Raw genomic sequence first — 18,108 nt, 5'->3', positions numbered from 1 at the left:
GGCGGAGGCGGGGTGGGCATGGTCGGGCTCGGGGCGGGGGACGCCGGGGGCGTCCGGGGTGACTCCGTGCAGGCCAGGCAGGCGGCGAGCAGACAGGCGGATAGCAGGGGAGCGCGGTTCATGTCCCCGGGTCTAGTCCATCACGCCGGGAGGACATGCATGGCTCAAGGGCCCTCTGTGCAGGAGCCGTCACGTGGGGCCAGGCCCGGAATGCGGGCTTGCGTCGTCTGGGGACTTCGGTTACTCCTCCGGCACCGGAAAGCAGTTCTGCGCGATTAGCTCAGCTGGATAGAGCGTTGGCCTCCGGAGCCAAAGGCCGCAGGTTCGAATCCTGCATCGCGCGCAGACGTAAGGGCCCGGAATCACTGGGGAAATCCCAGAGGTTCCGGGCCTTTGCTTTTGGGTGCTGGAGCAGGTGCCTCCGTGACCACGGTCATGTCCTGAAGCCGCTGAACCGGGAGGGCTGGGGCCGCCAGCGCGGCCCGCTCAGACGCCCGTCACCTGCCGGATGAACGCGAGCATCCGCGAGCACGTCGTGTCCAGGTCCATGTGCGCCTCGGCCATGCGGCGGGCCTCGTGGCCCATGGCCTCCAGGGTGTCCGGGTGCCGCACCAGCGCGTCCAGCGTGTTCGCCAGCGCCCCGTAGTCCCCCACCGGCACGATGCGCCCGTCCACGCCGTCGCGCACCAGCTCGCCCACGCCGCCCGCGGGCGTGGACACCACCGCCAGGCCCGCGGCCTTCGCCTCCGCGATGGCCCACGACGACATGTCCGCCATCGTCGGGAGCACGAAGAGGTCCGCCGCCTGCGCCAGGCCGATGAGCTCCGGCGAGTTCGGCTGCACGCCCACGTGCACGTGCACGCCCGGCGGCGCCTCGATGCGCTCGGACGTCACCAGGTCCAGTCGCCAGTTCTTCCGCCGCGTCTCCCGCGCCCAGCGCAAGAGCAGCTTGCCGCCCTTGCGCCCCAGGTCGCCTCCCACGAAGAGCAGCCGCACCACGCCGTCCCGGGGCTTCTTCTCCGGCGCGGGCCGCCACAGCGCCGTGTCCACGCTGGGCCACACGACGTGCACGCTCGCGTCGGGCACGCCGTACTCCTCCACCAGCGAGCGCTTGGTGAACTCGGAGAAGGACAGCATCCCCTTCGCCAGGGCGTACGTGCGCCGGTGCAGCGCGTTCTTCGCCCGGCCCACCCAGCCCGCGTGCTGCGTGGGCAGGCCGTAGTAGCGCAGGTAGTCCTCCAGCCCGCTCGGCGTCGCGTCCGTGGAGATGACGCTGGGCACCCGGCGCATGAAGTCGTGCGCCAGGTGCGCCATCCGCTGCGTGTGCACCACCGCGGCCCGGACCGGCTCCTTCGCGAAGGCCTGGTTCAGCGCGCTGCGGGCCCGCAGCCCTCCGCGCACCGACAGCCGCGAGCGCACCAGCGGCAGCTGCTCCCAGACGTCATCCGCGTGCTCGTCGATGGGCAGCCACACCGGCGTGATGTCGTCGCGCCGCGCCATCGCCCGCTTGAGGTTGTCCAGGAACACCGCGTTGCCGAGCGTCGTCTCGATGGCGAACGCGATGCGTGGGGGCGATGACGACATCCGCTGCGCGAGCCTCCCGGGGCCGAGAGCGTCCCTCCCGGGTTTATAGCGACCCGGCGCGTCGTCACCAACAACGCCCTGGGAGCCCCGTCCGGATTCGCACGCGAGGGGTGGCGCCGCGAAGGGCTCAGGCCTCCGGTTGCGCGGGAGGGGGCGGCAGGTGGACGCGCACCTGGCGCACCCGGCGCGGCGACGCCTCCAGCACCTCCAGCACCGTGCCGTCCGGCAGCGCCAGCTTCGCGCCCTGCTCCGGGATGGCGCCGCCCGCCAGCGCGATGCACAGGCCCGCGACGGTGCCGTAGTCCTCGCTCTCCTCCAGCTCCAGCCCCAGCGTGCGGTTCACCTCGCGCAGGCTTGCCTCGCCCTGCACCACCGCGACGGAGGGGCTCTCGCGGCGCACGCGCTCCTCGGGCGTCTCGGACTCGCTGAGGATGTCCCCGACGAGCTCCTCCACCAGGTCCTCCACCGTCACCAGCCCCACCACGCCGCCGTGCTCGTCCACCACCACCGCCAGCTGCATGCGCCGGCGCTGCAGCTCCTTCATCGCCGCGATGGCGCGCATGGACTCCACCAGGAACAGCGGCGGGCGCAGCACGTCCTCCAGGACAATCAGGTGCGCCTCCCAGGCCACGCCCAGCAGGTCCTTGGCCACGATGTAGCCCACCACGTTGTCCAGCGTGCCCTCGTACACCGGCATCCGCGAGTGCCCGTGCTCCAGCAGCACCTGGCGGATCTCGTCCGTGCTCGCGTGGCGGCGCAGCGCGACGATGTGCTCGCGCGTCACCATCACGTCGCCCAGCGTCAGGTCGCCCAGCTCGAAGGCCCGGGAGGCGATCTCCCCCGCGCGCGGATCCAACGTGCCCTGCTTCGACGCCTCCGCCACCAGCTGCAGCAGCTCGTCCGGCGACAGCCGCGACTCGGAGAAGTTCGTCCGGTCCCCGAAGAGCTTCAGCACCACGTTGGAGCTCGCGGTGAGGAACCACACCAGCGGGCGCATCACCCACGCGAGCGCCTTGAGCGGCCGGCCCAGCGTCAGCGCGTACTGTTCGGAGAAGCGCAGCGCCAGCGACTTGGGGACCAGCTCCCCCAGCACCAGCGACAGGTACGACACCAGCGCGACCACCAGCGCGAACGACACCTGGCTCGCCGTCGCCTCCGGCATGCCCAGCCCCGCCAGCACCCCGGAGAGCCGGTGCGCGATGCTCGCGCCGCCGAAGGCCGCCGCCGTGGCGCCAATCACCGTGATGCCAATCTGCACCGTGGCCAGCAGCCGCTCCGGATCATCCCGCAGCGCCGACACCGCCTTCGCGGACCGGTTGCCCTGCTCCAGGAGCTCCTTCAGCCGCGTCTTGCGCACGGACAGCAGGCCCAGCTCGGCGCCCGCGAAGACGCCGTTGGCCAGCACCAGCAGCAGGATGATGACGAGCTCCGTGACGATGGCGGACCTCCTGGCCGGCGGGAACGCCTCCCGTCCTACACCCCCAGTGATTGCAGGAGGAGCGACAATTGGTCGCGGCTCGCTCCCTTGGGCAGGTAGTAGTGTGGACCCGACATGAGTGCGCTGCCCACATCCTGGGCCGCCGCCGAGGTGAGGAAGACGATGCGCGGCGTGGTCGACGCCCGCGGCAGCTTCGCCACCACCTCCAGGCCGCTCATGCCCGGCATGTTCAAGTCCAGCAGCATGACCCCGAAGCGCTCCCCCCGCCGGAGCGAGTCCAGCGCCTCCTGGCCGTCCGCTGCCTCGGTGGTCTCATAGCCAAGGTCCTCCAGGCTCACCCGGAGGAATTCCCTCCAGTCCGCGTCGTCGTCCACGACCAGGACCTTCCGAGCACCGTCATCCACCGCGAGTCGCCCCAAGCATCCTCCTGACCTGGGGAGAACCTTCCGTGGCCCCGCTGGCATTCGCGACACCTGTGTGAAGCCCCGCCATCCAGCAGCCAGCCGGCCAGGCCCTAGAAGAGCGCCATGCCCAGCTGGCCCACCAGGTACTGGAGGGCAGGCCTGACGTTGTGGACCGCCGTGCGTGGCTTCGCTGGCGCCGCCGCCTGGCACCACTCCGGCCCGCCCACCAGCCGGCCCGCCATGTGGCTGAAGACGCGGAAGCGGCCCAGGTCCGTGCTGCTGCCGGAGTTGTAGACGCGCAGCGCGCGCTCGCCCGGGCTGCCCAGGTCCGCTTCGTTCGGGATGTGCCGGTGGCCGTGCAGCACCAGGTCACACCGGCCGCCCACGCGCTCCAGCAGTTGGCTTCCCAACGCCAGCTCCGACGCGTGGGGCAGCCCCATCTTCGTGGCGATCCACTCCGGGAAGCTCTCCAGCGGCAGCGGCATCACGTGGTGGTGCAGCAGCACCGCGACCAGCGTGTCCCTGGGCGCGGCGTCCAGCGCGCGGCCCACCTGCTCCACGACGCCTTCCGTCAGCTCGCCATGGCTGTGGAAATAGTTGCGGTTGTGCTCACCGGTGGAGTCCACGCACACCAGGAAGAGGCCTGCCTTCTCCACCGTGTGGACCTTGCGTCCCTCCATGAACCCGCTGCCGACATCCTCGCCGGGCCGGTCATGGTTGCCGGGGATGAAGGTGAGGCGTCCGGTCTCCATCCAGGGCGAGAAGTGTTCACGGAAGCGCTGGAACTCCGCGTGGGAGCCGCGGTGCGTGAGGTCTCCCGTCACCACCACGTGATCCACGTCCTGCGCCGCCAGGGCCTTCACCAGTGAGGACGCCGCGGCATCGCTCTCGCGGCTCATGTCCAGATGAAGATCCGAAAGGTGCGCCAGCTTCAGGGAAGGCATGCTGGAAGAGATAGGCATTGCGTCTTCGAGCGGCGAGGGTTGCTGTGCGAAGGACCGTCAAAAGTTGGGCCAGCGTCGTTCAACCCACCCCGTTGCTGGGGATCCACTCCGCCGCGGGGGTGCCACGCGCGCGCAGCGGCACCAGGCGCGTGCCCGACACCACGCGCAGCCGCGTGCCGCGCCAGTCCACCGTGCGCCGGAACGCGCCATGCCACCACGCGGCGAAGAGCAGCGCGTCCTTCACCAGCACGGCGGGCGCCGCGCGCAGGGGAACCGGCTGGGGCCGCAGCGCGCGGAACACCGCCACGTCCACCCAGACCTTGCCCAGCGCCACCGCGAGCGCCGCCAGGCCCGTGAGGGCGGACGGGTGGAGCAACGCGCCCAGCACCGCGAGCGGAACCGGGTTGAGCAGCGCCTGCGCCAGGTACGTCGAGGGCGATACCGCTGTGCGGTGGATGACGCTCCAGCGCAGGTAGCGCTGGAAGAAGGCGTCCACGCCCTTGCGCAGGGACACGTTGAAGACGGGGGCGTGCGCCAGCACCACGCGCTTGCCCAGCTTGCGCGTCACCCACTGGCCAATGACGTAGTCCTCCGCCAGCACGTCCTTCACGGAGAAGAAGCCGCCCAGCGCCTCCACGTCCTCGCGGCGCAGCGCCATGGACTTGCCCACCACGATGTCCCGGTCCGCCACGTGCTTCGCGGCGATCATCCCCGCAGCCGCGCTGGAGGACAGGTGCAGGTTGTCCAGGAGCGAACCGAAGCGCTGCTCGCCCAGCCCCGCCACCGGGTGCGTCACGCAGCCCACCGTGGGGTCCTCGAAGGCGGCGGCGATCTCCTCCAGGTAGCCCTCGCCCACGCGGGTGTTGCTGTCGCTCACCACCCAGAGGTCGAAGCGGGCCTCCGACGACAGCGTCACCAGCTGGTTCACCTTGGGGTTCAGGCCGGGCTCGCCCTCCTGGAGCACCACGCGCATGACGCGGGGCCACTTCGCCTCCGCGGCCTTCGCCACCGCGTAGGCCGGGTCGCGCGCGTCCTTCACGCCCAGCAGGACCTCGTAGTGGGGGTAGGGCAGCCGCGCGAAGGAGGCGAGGTTCGCCTCCAGGTCGTCATCCACGCCGCACAGCGGCTTGAGGATGGACAGGCCGGGGCGGTGCGTGGGGGCGGCGGGGACGGTGCGGCGGTGGCGGCGCACGAACAGCGCCTGGAGGAGGAGGGCCAGGAGGCCCACTGCGGACGCGGCCAGGAGGAGGCTGGAGGCGATGAGCATGTCGCCACCCTAGAGGCCCCACAAGGCGGGACCGGGGCGGCGGGGCGGCGGGACGGCCAACTCGCCGTGACACCCCGGTGAAGCCGCCTGGCGCCTCCGGAGCCGCCTACTCCAGGTCGCGGCTTCGCGGGTGGCGCACGTCCTTGCCGCGCACCATGTAGATGACCATCTCCGCCACGTTGAGCGCGTGGTCGCCAATGCGCTCCAGGTGCTTCGCGATGAACATCAACGCCGTGGCCCGGCGGATGTTGCGCGAGTCCTCCATCATGTACGCCAGGAGCTCGTTGAAGATCTTCAGGAAGAGGGCATCCAGCAGGTCGTCCCCCTTGAGGACGTCCTCCGCCTTGGCCGCGTCCCCGGACACGAACGCGTCCAGCGCCTTCTTCACCTGCTGCTGCGCCAGCTCCGCCAGCTTCGGCGTGTCGATGTACGGCGCCAGCGGCGGCACCTGGTTCAGGTCCATGGCGCGCTCGGCGATGTTCACCGCCAGGTCGCCGATGCGCTCCAGGTCGGTGACGATCTTGAGCGCCGTGGTGATGAGGCGCAGGTCCGACGCGGCCGGCTGGCGCAGCGCGAGGATGCGGCGGCACAGGTCGTCGATGTCGACCTCCAGCCGGTTCACCTCGCGGTCCGCGCCCACCACCTGCTCCGCCAGCGCCGAGTCGCGGTCGGTGAGCGCGCGGGTGCTCTGCGCGATGAGGGTCTCCACCTTGGCCCCCATGGCGAGCAGCTTCTCGCGCAGGTTGCGCAGGTCCTGCTCGAATGCCTTGTCGGTGTGCGTGGCCGCCATGTCGTCCTGTCCCGTCGCGGGGAGGTTCAGCCGAACTTCCCGGTGACGTAGTCCTCCGTGCGCTTCTCGTGGGGGTTGGTGAAGATCTGCTCCGTGGGGCCGCACTCCACCAACTCCCCCATGTAGAAGAAGGCCGTCCGGTCGCTCACGCGCGCGGCCTGCTGCATGTTGTGGGTCACGATGGCGATGGTGTACGTGGCCTTCAGCTCGTGGATGAGCTCCTCGATTTTCGCCGTCGCGATGGGGTCGAGCGCGGACGCGGGCTCGTCCATGAGCAGCACCTCCGGCTCCACCGCGAGCGCCCGCGCGATGCACAGGCGCTGCTGCTGGCCGCCGGACAGGCCCAGGGCGCTCTCGTCCAGCCGGTCCTTCACCTCGTCCCACAGCGCGGCGCCGCGCAGGGACTTCTCCACCCGCGCCGCCAGCTTCGCCTTGTCCTTGAGGCCGCCCACGCGCAGGCCGTAGGCGACGTTCTCGAAGATGGACTTGGGGAAGGGGTTGGACTTCTGGAACACCATGCCCACGCGCCGGCGCAGGTCCACCACGTCCAGGGCGCGGTCGTGGATGCTGCGGCCGTCCAGGAACACGCTGCCGTCGTGGTTCGCGCCGGGGATGAGGTCGTTCATCCGGTTGAGCGAGCGCAGGAACGTGGACTTGCCGCAGCCGGACGGGCCGATGAGCGCCGTCACCTTGTGCTCGGGGATGGCCAGGCTCACCTGCTTGATGGCCACCTTGCTGCCGTAGCGCAGGGTGAGCTCGCGGGCTTCCATCTTGTTGCGCGGCGTGGCGGAGGAGAGGGGCATGGGCGGAGGAAGGAGCGTCAGTGGCCGGCCGCGGCCTTGCGGCGCGTGCGCGTGCGGATGAGGACCGCGACGAGGTTGAGGGCGAAGGTGAGCAGCAGCAGCACCAGCACCGTCGCGTACAAGAGCGGGCGGGTGGCCTCCACGTCCGGCGACTGCGTGGCCAGCACGTAGGTGTGGTAGCCCAGGTGCATGAACTGCGAGTTCAGGCTGGTGGGCAGGTCCGGCAGGAAGTAGGCCGCGCCGGTGAAGAGGATGGGCGCCACCTCGCCCGCGCCCCGGGAGATGGCCAGCACCGCGCCGGTGAGGATGCCCGGCAGCGCGCCCGGCAGCACCACCCGCGCCAGCGTCTGGGACTGGGTGGCCCCAGCGCGAGGCTCGCGGTGCGGTGCTCCTGCGGCACGGCGCGCAGGGCCTCCTCCGTGGACACGATGACGACGGGCAGGGTGAGCACCGCGAGCGTCAGCGCCGCCCAGAGGATGCCCGGCTGGGCCCAGTGCAGCTCCTGGTAGCCCAGCGCGTGGTCCAGCCCCCGGCCCACGAAGAGGATGAAGAAGCCCAGGCCGAAGAGGCCGAACACGATGGAGGGCACGCCCGCCAGGTTCGCCACCGCCACGCGCACCGCGCGGGCCAGCAGGCTGCTGGGCGGCGCGTACTCGTGCAGGTACACCGCCGTCAGCACGCCCACCGGCATCACCGCCAGGGTCATGAGCAGCGTGAGCGCCGCGGTGCCGAAGAGGGCGGGGAAGATGCCGCCGCCCATCATCCCGTCCGTGGGCGCCTGGGAGAGGAACCGCCAGGACAGGTGGCTCCAGCCGCCCCGGACGACGTCCAGGAGGATGATGGCCAGCATCGCGACCATGACGAACGCGGCCAGCCCCGTGAGCGACACGAGCGCCAGGCCCACGACCTTGCGAGTGGCGTGCTTCACCCCGCACCTCCCTTGAGCCGCTGGATGACCTTCTTCGTCCACACCCCCGCCAGCATGTTGAGCAGGAAGGTGAAGAGGAACAGCTCCACGCCAATGAAGAAGAGCAGCGCGTAGTGCGGGCTGCCCACCACCACCTCGCCCATCTCCGCGGCGATGGTGGCCGACAGCGAGCGGACGGAGTCGCCCAGGTTCCAGGACACGATGGCCGCGTTGCCGGAGGCCATCAGGACGATCATCGTCTCCCCGATGGCGCGCCCGAAGCCCAGCACGCACGCGGCGAGGATGCCGGGGGCCGCCGCCGGGAGCACCACCTTCCACGCCGTCTCCCAGGGCGTGGCGCCCAGGGCCAGGGACGCCTCGCGGTAGCTGCGCGGCACCGCGGTGAGCGCGTCCTCCGTCACCGTGAAGATGACCGGCACGATGGCCAGCGCCAGGCCCAGGCCCGCCACCACCGCGTTGAGGCGGGAGGTGAAGCCGAAGGTGTCCTGGAGGAACGTCGCCATCACCATCAGCGCGAAGAAGCCCAGCACCACGGACGGGATGCCGGCGAGCAATTCGATGGTGGGCTTGAGCACCTCGCGCAGGCGGCGGGGGGCGAACTCCGCGGCGAACAGCGCGCCGAAGATGCCCAGGGGCACCGCCACCAGCATGGACACGGCCGTCGTCTTCAGCGTGCCGACGAAGAGCGGAATCATGCTGACCTTGGGCACGCCGGACACCGGCTGCCACACGTAGGCCAGGGGCTTTCCCTTCCGCACCAGCTGCGGGAGGAACATCTTGGAGAAGCTGGCCTCCTCGCGCGCCGCCGCGTCGGTGACGAGCAGCAGCGCCTCCTTCGCCACGAAGACGAGGATGAGCACCAGCGCGGCGATGCCCGTGAAGGCCACCGCGGTGATGAGCGCCGCGATGGCCTTCTCCTTCAGCTGCCGCCGCCGGGCCGCGGGCGACAGCGTGGGCAGCGCCACCGGGGGCGCGAGGTCCTGCTCCTGCATGACGGCCTGTCTATCCAACATGGGACCCCCGCGCCGGGTGACAATCGCGTGACGCCGACTACTTCACAGGGAAGTAGCCGACCTGGGTGACGATGGCCTGACCCTCGGCGGACAGCGCGAAGTCGATGAAGGCCCTGGCCTCACCGGCGGGCTTGTTGCGCAGGTAGAAGAACAGGTCGCGCGACAGCGGGTACTTGCCGCTCTTCACGTTCTCGGCGGTGGGGGCGAAGGCCTCGTTGCCCTTCTTCACCTTCAGCTCCTTGATGCCCTTGGCGTACGCGGCGCCGCCGTAGCCAATGCCGTTCTTCTCCTTGGAGACCGCGTTGACGACGGCGGCGGTGCCCGGGAGCGTCTGCGCGGCAGCGGCGAAGTCGTCCCCGTCCAGCACGGTGTCCTTCACGAACACGTAGGTGCCGGAGGAGTTCTCACGCGAGTACAGGACGATGGGGGCATCCGCGCCGCCCACGGCCTTCCACGACGTGGTGTCGCCCAGGTAGATGTCCTTGAGCTGCTCCACCGTGAGCGCGTCCAGCTTGTTGGACTCGTTGACGTAGAAGGTGACGCCGTCCTTCGCCACGGACACGGAGGAGGGAGGCGTGTTGTAGCGGGCGCGGAGCTTCTCCTCCTCCGCCTCCTTGATTTCGCGGCTGGACATGGCGATGTCGGTGGTGCCGTTCTGCAGGGCCGCCAGGCCCGTGCCGGAGCCGCCGCCCGTCACCTGAATCTTCGTGGCGGGGTTCTTCTTCATGAACGCCTCCGCCCAGCGCTGGACGAGGATGACCATGGTGTCCGAGCCCTTCACCGTCACCGTGCCTGCCTGGGCGGAGAGCGGGAGGACGGCGAGCCCGAAGGCGGCGAAGCTTGAGAGCAGAGTCTTCTTCATGAGGTGTCTCCTCTAGAAACGTGCCTGCATCTGCAGGGTGAACAGGTTGTCGTGCGGGTCCAATGCCTGGGCCACGGCGTGCGTCATGGGGATTTCGTAGGTGGCGGAGACCTTCAGGTTCTCCCCGAAGTGGTGCTGGACGACGAAGCCCACGGTGTCGACGGCGTTGTCCGCGCCCGGCACCTCGCCCGCGGCCAGGTCCGCCTGTCCGTTGTGCGGGTCGAAGGTGTCGTAGCGCACGGCCACCGCGTCGTTGAGGCCGATGTTCTGGACGAGCAGCAGGTACCAGCCGTGCGCGGGCACATCCAGGTGGGTGGCGTTGTTGGCGGCGCCGTAGGTGCGGCCTGCGATGAACTCGCCCTTGAGGGAGGTGCCGCCCAGGGGCACCACGTCGAAGTAGGCCTGGAGGTCCGCGCCGATGCGGCTGCGCTCGTAGGCGTGGCGGAAGGTGTCCGTGGGCAGCCGGCCCATCGCGTGGCCGTACCAGCCGGAGACGCCGCCCGCGAGCCACTTCAGGTCGAAGCCCAGGTGGGCGACGAAGTCCTTCTCCTTGTCGTTGTCCTGGGTGGTGCCGCCGTCGGTGCCGGCGCCGTCGAAGACGCCCACGGCGAGCCGCAGGAACTTGTAGCGGCCGTTCACCTTGGCGCCGCGGTCGCGCTCGGCGGGGAGCATGTTGCGCACCACGCGGCTGCGCTCGGGGAACTCGCGGTCGCTGGAGGACTGGGGGCCTTCGTAGCCGAAGGGCCACTTCATCTGGCCCAGCGTGACGGACAGCTGCTGCTTCGTGCCGGGGACGAAGAGGGTGGCCTCCGCGTCCTTGAGCGTCACGCCCGCGGGCACCGCGTCGATCTGCAGCACGAACTGCGAGAGGTCCGTGGTGTACGTGGCCTTCAAGCGGCCTCGGCGGACGACGAAGCGGCTGTAGCCGCCCGCGCCGCTGTCATTCAGGTCCTGCTGGTACTGGTAGCGGCCCTGGACGTAGCCGGAGAGGCGCAGCTTCTTGAGGGCGGACAGGGTGTTCTTCGTCTCCGTGTTCTGCTCCTCCAGCGCCTCCACGCGGTGCTCGTCCGCGGTCAGCCGCTCGTCGATGGAGGGCGAGCCTTCCGGGACGGTGGGGGCGTTGGCGCGCGGCGGGGGCGGGGACGCCGGAGCCTGGGGGGCCGTGGCGGAGGGCTCCACGGCCTCGCGCGGCTCGGAGGCCGTCGGGGTCGGGAGCGCTTGCTGGGGCGTGGGGGCCTGGGCCATGGCGGCGCTGGAGGTCAGCAGGGAGGCGGTGACGAGGAGTGAGCGCATAGAAGGTCGGCGGGCGTCTCGGGGGTGTCGAGAACGGGTGACGATCTATGGGGCGGATGTGGCCGTTTGACGGCCCTTGCGTGACAAATGGGTAACGGCGGGGGACGGCGCCTGCCTACCCGGCCGCCGGGTCCACGATGCGGTAGCCCACCCCGCGCACCGTCTCCAGCAGGGCGCGGGCGGGGCCCAGCTTGTCGCGCAGGCGCATCACGTGCGTGTCGATGGTGCGCGTCTCCAGCGCGCTGGACAGGCCCCAGACCTGCTCCAGGAGCTGCTCGCGCGTCTGCACCCGGCCCAGCCGGGCCATGAGGAACTCCAGCAGGCGGAACTCCAGCGCGGTGAGGGGCGTCTCCTTCTCCTCCACGAAGAAGCGGTGCTGGGTGACGTCCAGGCGCAGGGGGCCCAGCGCCAGGGGCGGGGTGCCCTCCTGGGGCGCGGACGCGCGCCGGAGGATGGCCTTGAGCCGCAGCACCAGCTCGCGCACGGAGAAGGGTTTGACGACGTAGTCGTCCGCGCCGACCTCGAAGCCGCGGATGCGGTCCGCCTCCTCGCTCTTCGCGGTGAGCATGACGATGAGCACGTCACGCAGGCGGGGGTTGGCGCGCAGGTGGCGGCAGACCTCGATGCCGGACAGGTCCGGCAGCATCAGGTCCAGCAGCACCACGTCCGGGGACTGGTCGCGCGCGGCGGTGAGCGCCGCCTCCCCGGTGAAGGCCACGCGGGTGGTGAAGCCCGCGCCGCGCAGGTTGAAGTCGATGAGCTCCGCGAGGTCGCGCTCGTCGTCGACGATGAGTACGTGGGACATGACGGGCACGTACTGTGCGCGCATCGCTTCGCGCCTACGTGACGCGCCGGCAACAAGTGCGTCACGGGCGGCGCAGGGAGCGCCCCGGGGCCGCCATCCATTGCAGGCTGAACGCGCGTCCTTCAGGCCGCAGCGCCACCGCGCAGCCCTTGCGGAGCTTGTCCGGCAGGGCCTGGCCCAGCGCGAGCGCGGCGGCGCGCTCCAGGGAGGGATTGTGTCCCACCAGGGCCCAGCCCGGCCCCACGTCCCGCGCCAGCTTCAGCACGTTGCGGGCCGCGCCCTTCATGGGCACGAGCGCGGGGTGGACCTCCACGTGGGACAGGCCGAGCGCGTCCGCGAGCAGCTCCGCGGTCTGCACCGTGCGCACCAGCGGGCTGGTGATGATGCCCATGAGGGGCGTCAGGCGCGCCAGCTTCTTCGCGTGCTGACGGAAGGCGGCGCGGCCCTGGGGGGTGAGGGCGCGGGCCTCGTCGCCCAGGGCGTGGGAGTCCTCGGCCACGGCGTGGCGCACGAGGAGGAGGGGCAGGTCGCGGTCGGCCATGGGCGCGCGTTGTAGTGCGTTTCGCGCCCGCGGGGATGTGACGAACGGGTGGACTGCTGCGTGGATTACTCCACACCGCCCAGGAGGAAGGCGAGCAGCAGCAGCGCCAGGACGCCGGTGGTGATGGCGGCGAAGGCGCGGTCCTTCTGCGCGCGGAAGATGCCCAGGGACAGGGCCACGCGCAGCACGGGCACGGTGATCATCACCAGCAGCCCCGCCATCACGAAGGACTGGCCGCGCACGGCCAGGACGCCCTCGAAGACGTCCGGCAGCCGGTGCGGCACGGAGTCCGGCGAGGTGAGGCGCTGGAGCGCGTCCGGCGACGAGAAGTAGTCCGGGTGGCGCAGGAACGTCATCGCCATGCCGCAGGTGACCAGCGACAGGCTGAGCAGCACCCCGCCGCGCAGCAGCTGGCTGATGAGCAGCTCCGGCGTGAGGAGCGCCTCCTCGTGTGGGACGGCGGGGGTGGCGCTCGTCTCTTGAGGAGACGGAGGCTCGGAGGGCGCTGGACTCATCCGTGGATCCCCTTGGACAGCATCTCGTATGACACCCAGAGCAGGACGGCGACGAAGAGCATGCGCAGCGAACCGCTCTTGAGCTTCGTCAGGTAGCGCGAGCCCGCGAACGCGCCCAGCGTGACGCCCACGCAGACGGGGCCGGCGATGAACGGGTCGATGTCGCCGCGCGCGAAGTAGATGCCCGCGCTGGCCGCGGCCGTGACGCCAATCATGAAGTTGCTGGTGGCGGTGGAGACCTTGATGGGCAGCCCCATCGCCAGGTCCATGGCCGGCACCTTCAGCGCGCCGGAGCCGATGCCCAGCAGGCCGCTCACCGTGCCCGCGACGTACATGAGCCCCAGGCCCACGAGCGGCCGGTGCACGCGGTACGCCACCTCGCCGCCGGTGGACACGTCGTAGTAGCTGCCGTGCAGCGCGAGCCGGTCCGCGAGCGCGTCGGGCGGTGGCTCCTCCCGGGGGCTGCCGTCCTCGCGCAGCTTGCGCAGCATCGCGAGCGCCGAGTAGGCCATCACCGCGCCGAAGAGGAAGTAGAGCGCGCGGCCGCCCACCATGCCCGCGAGCATCGCGCCCGTGACGGCGCCCGCCACGGTGGCCACCTCCAGGAACATGGCCACGCGCATGTTGGCCAGGCCGTCGCGCACGTACGCCGCCGCCGCGCCGCTGGACGTGGCGATGACGGACACGATGGAGGCCCCCACCGCGTAGCGGATGTCCACCTTGAGCACGAGCGTGAGGACGGGGATGAGGATGAGGCCACCGCCCAGGCCCAGCAGCGAGCCCAGCAGGCCCGCGCCGACGGAGACGCAGAGGACAATGGCGACGAAGTTGAATGGAGTGGCGTCCAAGGCGGTGGCCATCTTCCTCCGGGCCTTCCCGCATGCAAGCGCTTCACGCGGAGCCCGTCTGGCCGCCTGCCGCGAACGCCCCCGGGGACGGGGGCGCGGGTGGGTCCTCAACGCTCCTGGGGCGCTTCCTGGGGCTTCGTGTCCGGCGCCGGCTTCGTGTCCGGCGGCTGGGGGATGGGCCAGCCCTGGAAGAGTGGCCAGCCCCGGTAGGGGTTTCCCTGGGAGGGCTCCTCCTCGGACTCGGGGGCTTGCGGCCTGGGGTGGTGCCCGGGGCGGGGCGGCGTGCGCAGCAGCACCCACGACAGCACGATGCACAGCAGGCTCATCACCACGATGCTCCATGCGCGCGTGCGGGGCTCCAGCTCCATCTAGAAGCGCCCCCGCTTGAGCAGGTCGCCCTTGGAGAGCGACCCCAGCAGGCGCCGCTGCCCATCCACCACGGGCAGCCGCTCCAGCTCCGTGTGGCCGAACCGCGCGGCCACCTCCGCCAGCGACAGGTCCGGGGTGATGGGCTGCACGCCGGTGTCCATCACGTCCGCGGCCACGGTGGCCTGGAGCAGCGAGTGGTCCGGCAGGTGCCCCTTGAGCGCGTCCAGGCTGATGACGCCCAGCAGGCGCCCCTCCGCGTCGGTGACGTACAGGTCCGCGCCCGCGGGCTGCTCCAGGAGCAGCACCACCACCTCGTCGAAGGTGGCGGAGGGCGGCACCCGCTGCGTCGCGGGGGACAGGAGCGAGCGCACGCCCTCCTCGCGCAGCCAGTGCGGCACGGTGGCCGGCACGCGCACGTCGCGCTTCGCGAGCACGGACGTGTAGAGCGACTCCGGCTCCAGCCGGCGGCTGACGACGGCGGCCACCACCGCGGCGAGCATCAGCGGGAGGATGAGGTCGTAGTCGCCGGTCATCTCGAAGATCATCAGCACCGCGGACACGGACGCATGCGTGGTGCCCGCCAGCACCGCGCCCATGCCCAGCAGCGCATAGGCCCCGCTGGGCGCCGCGCCGCCCGGAAGCGCCCGCTCCACCAGCATCCCGAACGCGCCGCCCAGCAGCGCGCCGAAGAAGAGGGACGGGGTGAAGAGCCCGCCCGGCACCCCCGCGCCCGCGCACAGCGACGTCACGGCCAGCTTCGCCAGGGGCAGGATGAGCAGCAGCGCCAGGGGCAGCGTCCCATGCAGCGCCATGTTCACGGAGTCGTAGCCGTTGCCCATGAGGTACGGCCCCGCGATGGCGGTGAGGCCCACCACCGTCATCGCGACCAGCGGCATGAATGGCGTGAGCCACGAGGGCAGCTTGTCCAGCAGGTCCGAGGCCAGGTTGATGCCGCGCACGTAGAGCGCGGAGGCCCCGCCCACGAGCACGCCCAGGAGGATGGCCAGCACCAGCTCGCGCGGGTGGGTGAGGGCGTAGTGGGGGATGACGTAGCTGGGGTGGTCCGCGATGAGGGTGCGCGACACGAGCGTCGCCACCACGCACGACACGACGATGGGGCCGAAGAGCTCCAGCGCGAAGCTGCCCAGCAGCACCTCCAGGCCGAAGAGGGCCGCGCCAATGGGGACGTTGTACGCGGACGCGATGCCCGCCGAAGCGCCGCACGCCACCAGCACGCGCGCCTGGCCCGGCCCCAGCCGCAGCCACCCGGACAGCGCGGAGCCGCTGGCCGCGCCCGTCTGGAGGAGCGCGCCTTCGCGGCCCAGCGGCGCCCCCAGCGCACCGCGATGATGGACACGAAGCCGCGCAGGAGCGCGCGGGGAAGGGCAGCCGCCCGGACTTTACCCAGATGGATTCGATGATGCCCGCGGTGCCGTGGCCGCGCAGCGGCTGGCCCACCAGCAGGGACACCAGCGTCACCAGCGCGCCGCCCAGCACCGGCACCAGGAACCGGCGCCAGCTCGGCGACGCGAGCGCGCCCTCCAGGAAGTGCTCCGTGTTGCTCTGCCAGAACAGGTGCTGGGTGAAGCGCAGCACGGCGAGCAGCGCCACCGCGCCCAGCCCGGAGATGAGCCCCACGCCCACCACCAGCACCCAGAACCGCCGCTCCTGTCCCAGCAGGCCCTGGATGATCCGCCGCAGCCAGGGCGAGGGCGCCCCCGTCCTCAGCTCGGGGTGGACTGCTCCGGGTACGGGTTCGGGCATGGCCTCCACACCTGTCCAATGTACGGAGCCGGAAAGGGTCTTCCCGGGGCCGCGCGGCATTTCCCGGGCCCTGCCCGCCCGGCGGGCCGCTCTCCGGACAGTCTACTTGCCCGACGGAGTCCGGGCCGCCTTGTCCTGCGTGCTGCGTGCGGGCTGGCGTGCTCCCGGGTCCCGGGGCGGCGCGGACGGCGGGGGCGGGCCTCCCGGTTCCTCCGCGAGGCCCAGGTGGAGGCCGGGAGGCGGAGGGGGCTTCAGCACGGCTTCCGTCCGGGTCGCGGGCTCGGTGGCGCCCGGGGCGAAGCGGTCCGCCAACTCCGCGGCGGCGTCGCTCAGGTCCCGGTGCGCGACGATGGTGCGCTCCAGCGTCTTGCCCAGGCGGGCGGACGTGTCGAAGGTCTGCCGGGACTCATCCGAGCCCGGCAGCGAGTCCTGGTACGAGAACGCGAGCGTCGCGTCCCTGCGCAGCGCCTCCAGCAGCCGGGCCAGCTGCTGTTGCAGCTCCGCGTCCTGGTCCGCGCGCGTGCGCTCCCGCAGGCCCCGCTCCCCTCCGAACCAGACGCGCCCCACGCGCCCGAAGCCCTCCTGCGCGGAAGGGACGGGCAGGTCCTCCATCACGATGAGCGGGTGCACGCGGCGCGGGAAGTCCTGTTCGTACAGCGCGAAGAGCAGCGCGCCGTCCGCGCGGGGGAACACCGCCGCGGTGCGCGAGCCGAAGGGGAAGAAGGGCGTGGCGGACACCTCCGCGCGCTTCGCCACGCGGGCACGGGCCAGGGCGTCCAGCGGCGTCGTTCCCTCCGTCGCGCGCCTGGGCGTGCGGCGCAGGTGGGTCATCAGGTCGCGCGCCTGGTCGATTCCCACCACCACGTTGAGCGCGCTGCCGCGCGAGTAGCCCGCGTGGTAGACGCCCACCAGCTCGAACTCGCCCGTCTTGCAGGAGATGGCGAGCACGGGCGACCCCGAGTTGCCCTGGGACAGGAGCGCGTCGATGACGAAGTCGTCGTGGTACCAGTCCTTGTATTCGTCGTGGTCGTAGGCGGAGATGACCTTGCCCATGTTGGTGGCGTTGAAGACGCCCAGCGGGAAGCCGCGCACGTCCACCACGTCGCGCTCGCGCACGGCGGCGCTCCTGCCCACCTTCCACGGCATCACCGTCAGCGGCGTCTTCGACTTGATGACGGCCAGGTCCAGCTGCGGATCCATCACCGCCGTGGACAGCGGGATGTCGTCGCGGTCGTAGTGGTCCGCCTCGCTCTCCACGATGCTCAGGGCGTCCTTCACGCGCTTGCAGCCGGAGGGCACGCCGTCCACCGGGTGCGCGTCGCTGGTGACGTCCGGCCACTCCACGACGTGCTCGTTGGTGAGCAGCAGCGTCTCCCCGGCCTGCTGCCGGTACGCGAACGCGGTGCCGTGCGCGGACACCGGCGTGCGCGTGCGGCGCACGTTGCCCTCCGCGCCGTAGGACAGGCACTCGTACACGGCGGTGCTGCGCACGCAGTACGTGTACTTCTTCCGCAGCGCCTGTTCGAAGGCCCGCGCCTTGGGGGACAGCGCGCCGTAGCTGTCCGCGTATTCGCCCTCGCAGTACGGCGCGGGCGGCGGCGCGATGGGCGGTGGAGCGGGGGGCGCCGCTGCACCGGAAGCGGTCAGGGACACCGTCACCACCGACAGTCCGACCCTCCACCCGACCATGGCTCCTCCCGCGTTGTCGTCGCCTGAGGTGTTGCTAAGGCCCGCCGCGCCCCCGTGCATCCGTGTGCGCGGGAGGGCAGGCGGATTTCGCGGTGCGAAAAGCCCGCTGTCCGTCAGAAGCGACGGCACGCCTGTCCATTCCCGGACGGGCCTGCCCCACGCGCGCGCACCCGGTGGGCGTTCGCCTCACCCGTCCAGGTCGTTGAGCGCGTCGGGCGGCAGCGGCGAGGCGCCCGTCACCGTGCCGTCCA

At 71.3% G+C, this 18,108-nt stretch carries 17 protein-coding genes, 1 tRNA gene and 1 pseudogene; 1 reads left to right on the top strand and 18 read right to left on the bottom strand.

Translation table 11 applies throughout. From position 1 onward, the window contains the following. The first annotated feature begins 269 nt into the window (after positions 1 to 269). Positions 270 to 343, top strand: a tRNA-Arg gene (locus tag ACLEQD_RS16270). A 143-nt stretch (positions 344 to 486) separates the two neighbouring features. Here the strand turns inward: ACLEQD_RS16270 and ACLEQD_RS16265 are convergent. From ACLEQD_RS16265 to ACLEQD_RS16180, 18 genes and pseudogenes are all read right to left on the bottom strand, one after another. Beyond that, positions 487 to 1,584: a glycosyltransferase family 4 protein gene (locus ACLEQD_RS16265; RefSeq protein ID WP_410385035.1), complete on the bottom strand. Its 1,098-nt coding sequence runs from the start codon at positions 1,582 to 1,584 to the stop codon at positions 487 to 489. Positions 1,585 to 1,711: 127 nt separating this feature from the next. Further along, a complete protein-coding gene (locus ACLEQD_RS16260) occupies positions 1,712 to 2,995 on the bottom strand; it encodes a hemolysin family protein (RefSeq protein WP_410385043.1) in 1,284 nt (427 codons plus the stop codon). 62 nt (positions 2,996 to 3,057) lie between these two features. Continuing rightward, positions 3,058 to 3,486, bottom strand: coding sequence for a response regulator (locus tag ACLEQD_RS16255; protein ID WP_410385033.1), 429 nt, complete (start codon positions 3,484 to 3,486; stop codon positions 3,058 to 3,060). 50 nt (positions 3,487 to 3,536) lie between these two features. Then, entirely contained in the window at positions 3,537 to 4,370 is an 834-nt protein-coding gene (locus ACLEQD_RS16250) for a metallophosphoesterase family protein (protein WP_410385041.1), read from the bottom strand. Between the two features lie 79 nt (positions 4,371 to 4,449). Continuing rightward, positions 4,450 to 5,637, bottom strand: a complete 1,188-nt coding sequence (locus ACLEQD_RS16245) for a glycosyltransferase (protein WP_410385032.1) — start codon at positions 5,635 to 5,637, stop codon at positions 4,450 to 4,452. A 106-nt stretch (positions 5,638 to 5,743) separates the two neighbouring features. Further along, on the bottom strand, positions 5,744 to 6,427 hold the full coding sequence (gene phoU / locus ACLEQD_RS16240) for a phosphate signaling complex protein PhoU (protein ID WP_171421053.1): 684 nt from the start codon (positions 6,425 to 6,427) through the stop codon (positions 5,744 to 5,746). A 26-nt stretch (positions 6,428 to 6,453) separates the two neighbouring features. Next, on the bottom strand, positions 6,454 to 7,197 hold the full coding sequence (gene pstB, locus ACLEQD_RS16235; protein WP_223743879.1) for a phosphate ABC transporter ATP-binding protein PstB: 744 nt from the start codon (positions 7,195 to 7,197) through the stop codon (positions 6,454 to 6,456). Between the two features lie 50 nt (positions 7,198 to 7,247). Further along, positions 7,248 to 8,158: pseudogene (gene pstA / locus ACLEQD_RS16230) on the bottom strand (phosphate ABC transporter permease PstA). Next, positions 8,155 to 9,150 carry a phosphate ABC transporter permease subunit PstC gene (pstC, locus tag ACLEQD_RS16225; protein WP_410385029.1) on the bottom strand — a complete coding sequence of 332 codons (996 nt, stop codon included), beginning with the start codon at positions 9,148 to 9,150 and terminating at the stop codon, positions 8,155 to 8,157. Before pstC ends, pstA begins: the two are co-directional and overlap by 4 nt. Before the next feature lie 58 nt (positions 9,151 to 9,208). After that, positions 9,209 to 10,033 carry a phosphate ABC transporter substrate-binding protein gene (locus ACLEQD_RS16220; RefSeq protein ID WP_410385028.1) on the bottom strand — a complete coding sequence of 275 codons (825 nt, stop codon included), beginning with the start codon at positions 10,031 to 10,033 and terminating at the stop codon, positions 9,209 to 9,211. 12 nt (positions 10,034 to 10,045) lie between these two features. Continuing rightward, positions 10,046 to 11,326, bottom strand: a complete 1,281-nt coding sequence (locus ACLEQD_RS16215; protein ID WP_410385026.1) for a porin — start codon at positions 11,324 to 11,326, stop codon at positions 10,046 to 10,048. A gap of 115 nt (positions 11,327 to 11,441) precedes the next feature. Next, entirely contained in the window at positions 11,442 to 12,131 is a 690-nt protein-coding gene (locus ACLEQD_RS16210) for a response regulator (protein ID WP_410385038.1), read from the bottom strand. Between the two features lie 61 nt (positions 12,132 to 12,192). Continuing rightward, positions 12,193 to 12,672: a SixA phosphatase family protein gene (locus tag ACLEQD_RS16205; protein WP_410385024.1), complete on the bottom strand. Its 480-nt coding sequence runs from the start codon at positions 12,670 to 12,672 to the stop codon at positions 12,193 to 12,195. A 65-nt stretch (positions 12,673 to 12,737) separates the two neighbouring features. Continuing rightward, positions 12,738 to 13,187: a DUF1634 domain-containing protein gene (locus ACLEQD_RS16200; RefSeq protein WP_410385022.1), complete on the bottom strand. Its 450-nt coding sequence runs from the start codon at positions 13,185 to 13,187 to the stop codon at positions 12,738 to 12,740. Next, complete coding sequence (locus tag ACLEQD_RS16195) at positions 13,184 to 14,047, bottom strand: sulfite exporter TauE/SafE family protein (protein WP_410385020.1); 864 nt, start codon at positions 14,045 to 14,047, stop codon at positions 13,184 to 13,186. The genes ACLEQD_RS16200 and ACLEQD_RS16195 overlap by 4 nt, the downstream gene beginning before the upstream one ends. Positions 14,048 to 14,142: 95 nt before the next feature. After that, on the bottom strand, positions 14,143 to 14,403 hold the full coding sequence (locus ACLEQD_RS16190) for a hypothetical protein (protein ID WP_410385018.1): 261 nt from the start codon (positions 14,401 to 14,403) through the stop codon (positions 14,143 to 14,145). After that, entirely contained in the window at positions 14,404 to 15,729 is a 1,326-nt protein-coding gene (locus ACLEQD_RS16185) for a chloride channel protein (protein ID WP_410385036.1), read from the bottom strand. 541 nt (positions 15,730 to 16,270) lie between these two features. Then, complete coding sequence (locus ACLEQD_RS16180; protein WP_410385016.1) at positions 16,271 to 17,857, bottom strand: trypsin-like peptidase domain-containing protein; 1,587 nt, start codon at positions 17,855 to 17,857, stop codon at positions 16,271 to 16,273. Positions 17,858 to 18,108 lie beyond the last annotated feature (251 nt).

Origin of the sequence: Corallococcus sp. 4LFB, from assembly GCF_046520365.1 — a bacterium.
In the GTDB taxonomy this organism is placed as follows: domain Bacteria; phylum Myxococcota; class Myxococcia; order Myxococcales; family Myxococcaceae; genus Corallococcus; species Corallococcus caeni.
Note: the sequence above shows the minus strand (reverse complement) of the source record. Positions and strands in the feature narration are given on the sequence as shown.

Coding starts and splice junctions, on each gene's coding strand:
- ACLEQD_RS16265 (WP_410385035.1), bottom strand. CDS start 1,584: ATGTCGTCATCGCCCCCACGCATCGCGTTCGCCATCGAGACGACGCTC.
- ACLEQD_RS16255 (WP_410385033.1), bottom strand. CDS start 3,486: ATGCCAGCGGGGCCACGGAAGGTTCTCCCCAGGTCAGGAGGATGCTTG.
- ACLEQD_RS16250 (WP_410385041.1), bottom strand. CDS start 4,370: ATGCCTTCCCTGAAGCTGGCGCACCTTTCGGATCTTCATCTGGACATG.
- ACLEQD_RS16245 (WP_410385032.1), bottom strand. CDS start 5,637: ATGCTCATCGCCTCCAGCCTCCTCCTGGCCGCGTCCGCAGTGGGCCTC.
- phoU (WP_171421053.1), bottom strand. CDS start 6,427: ATGGCGGCCACGCACACCGACAAGGCATTCGAGCAGGACCTGCGCAAC.
- pstB (WP_223743879.1), bottom strand. CDS start 7,197: ATGGAAGCCCGCGAGCTCACCCTGCGCTACGGCAGCAAGGTGGCCATC.
- pstC (WP_410385029.1), bottom strand. CDS start 9,150: ATGCAGGAGCAGGACCTCGCGCCCCCGGTGGCGCTGCCCACGCTGTCG.
- ACLEQD_RS16220 (WP_410385028.1), bottom strand. CDS start 10,033: ATGAAGAAGACTCTGCTCTCAAGCTTCGCCGCCTTCGGGCTCGCCGTC.
- ACLEQD_RS16215 (WP_410385026.1), bottom strand. CDS start 11,326: ATGCGCTCACTCCTCGTCACCGCCTCCCTGCTGACCTCCAGCGCCGCC.
- ACLEQD_RS16210 (WP_410385038.1), bottom strand. CDS start 12,131: ATGTCCCACGTACTCATCGTCGACGACGAGCGCGACCTCGCGGAGCTC.
- ACLEQD_RS16205 (WP_410385024.1), bottom strand. CDS start 12,672: ATGGCCGACCGCGACCTGCCCCTCCTCCTCGTGCGCCACGCCGTGGCC.
- ACLEQD_RS16200 (WP_410385022.1), bottom strand. CDS start 13,187: ATGAGTCCAGCGCCCTCCGAGCCTCCGTCTCCTCAAGAGACGAGCGCC.
- ACLEQD_RS16195 (WP_410385020.1), bottom strand. CDS start 14,047: ATGGCCACCGCCTTGGACGCCACTCCATTCAACTTCGTCGCCATTGTC.
- ACLEQD_RS16190 (WP_410385018.1), bottom strand. CDS start 14,403: ATGGAGCTGGAGCCCCGCACGCGCGCATGGAGCATCGTGGTGATGAGC.
- ACLEQD_RS16180 (WP_410385016.1), bottom strand. CDS start 17,857: ATGGTCGGGTGGAGGGTCGGACTGTCGGTGGTGACGGTGTCCCTGACC.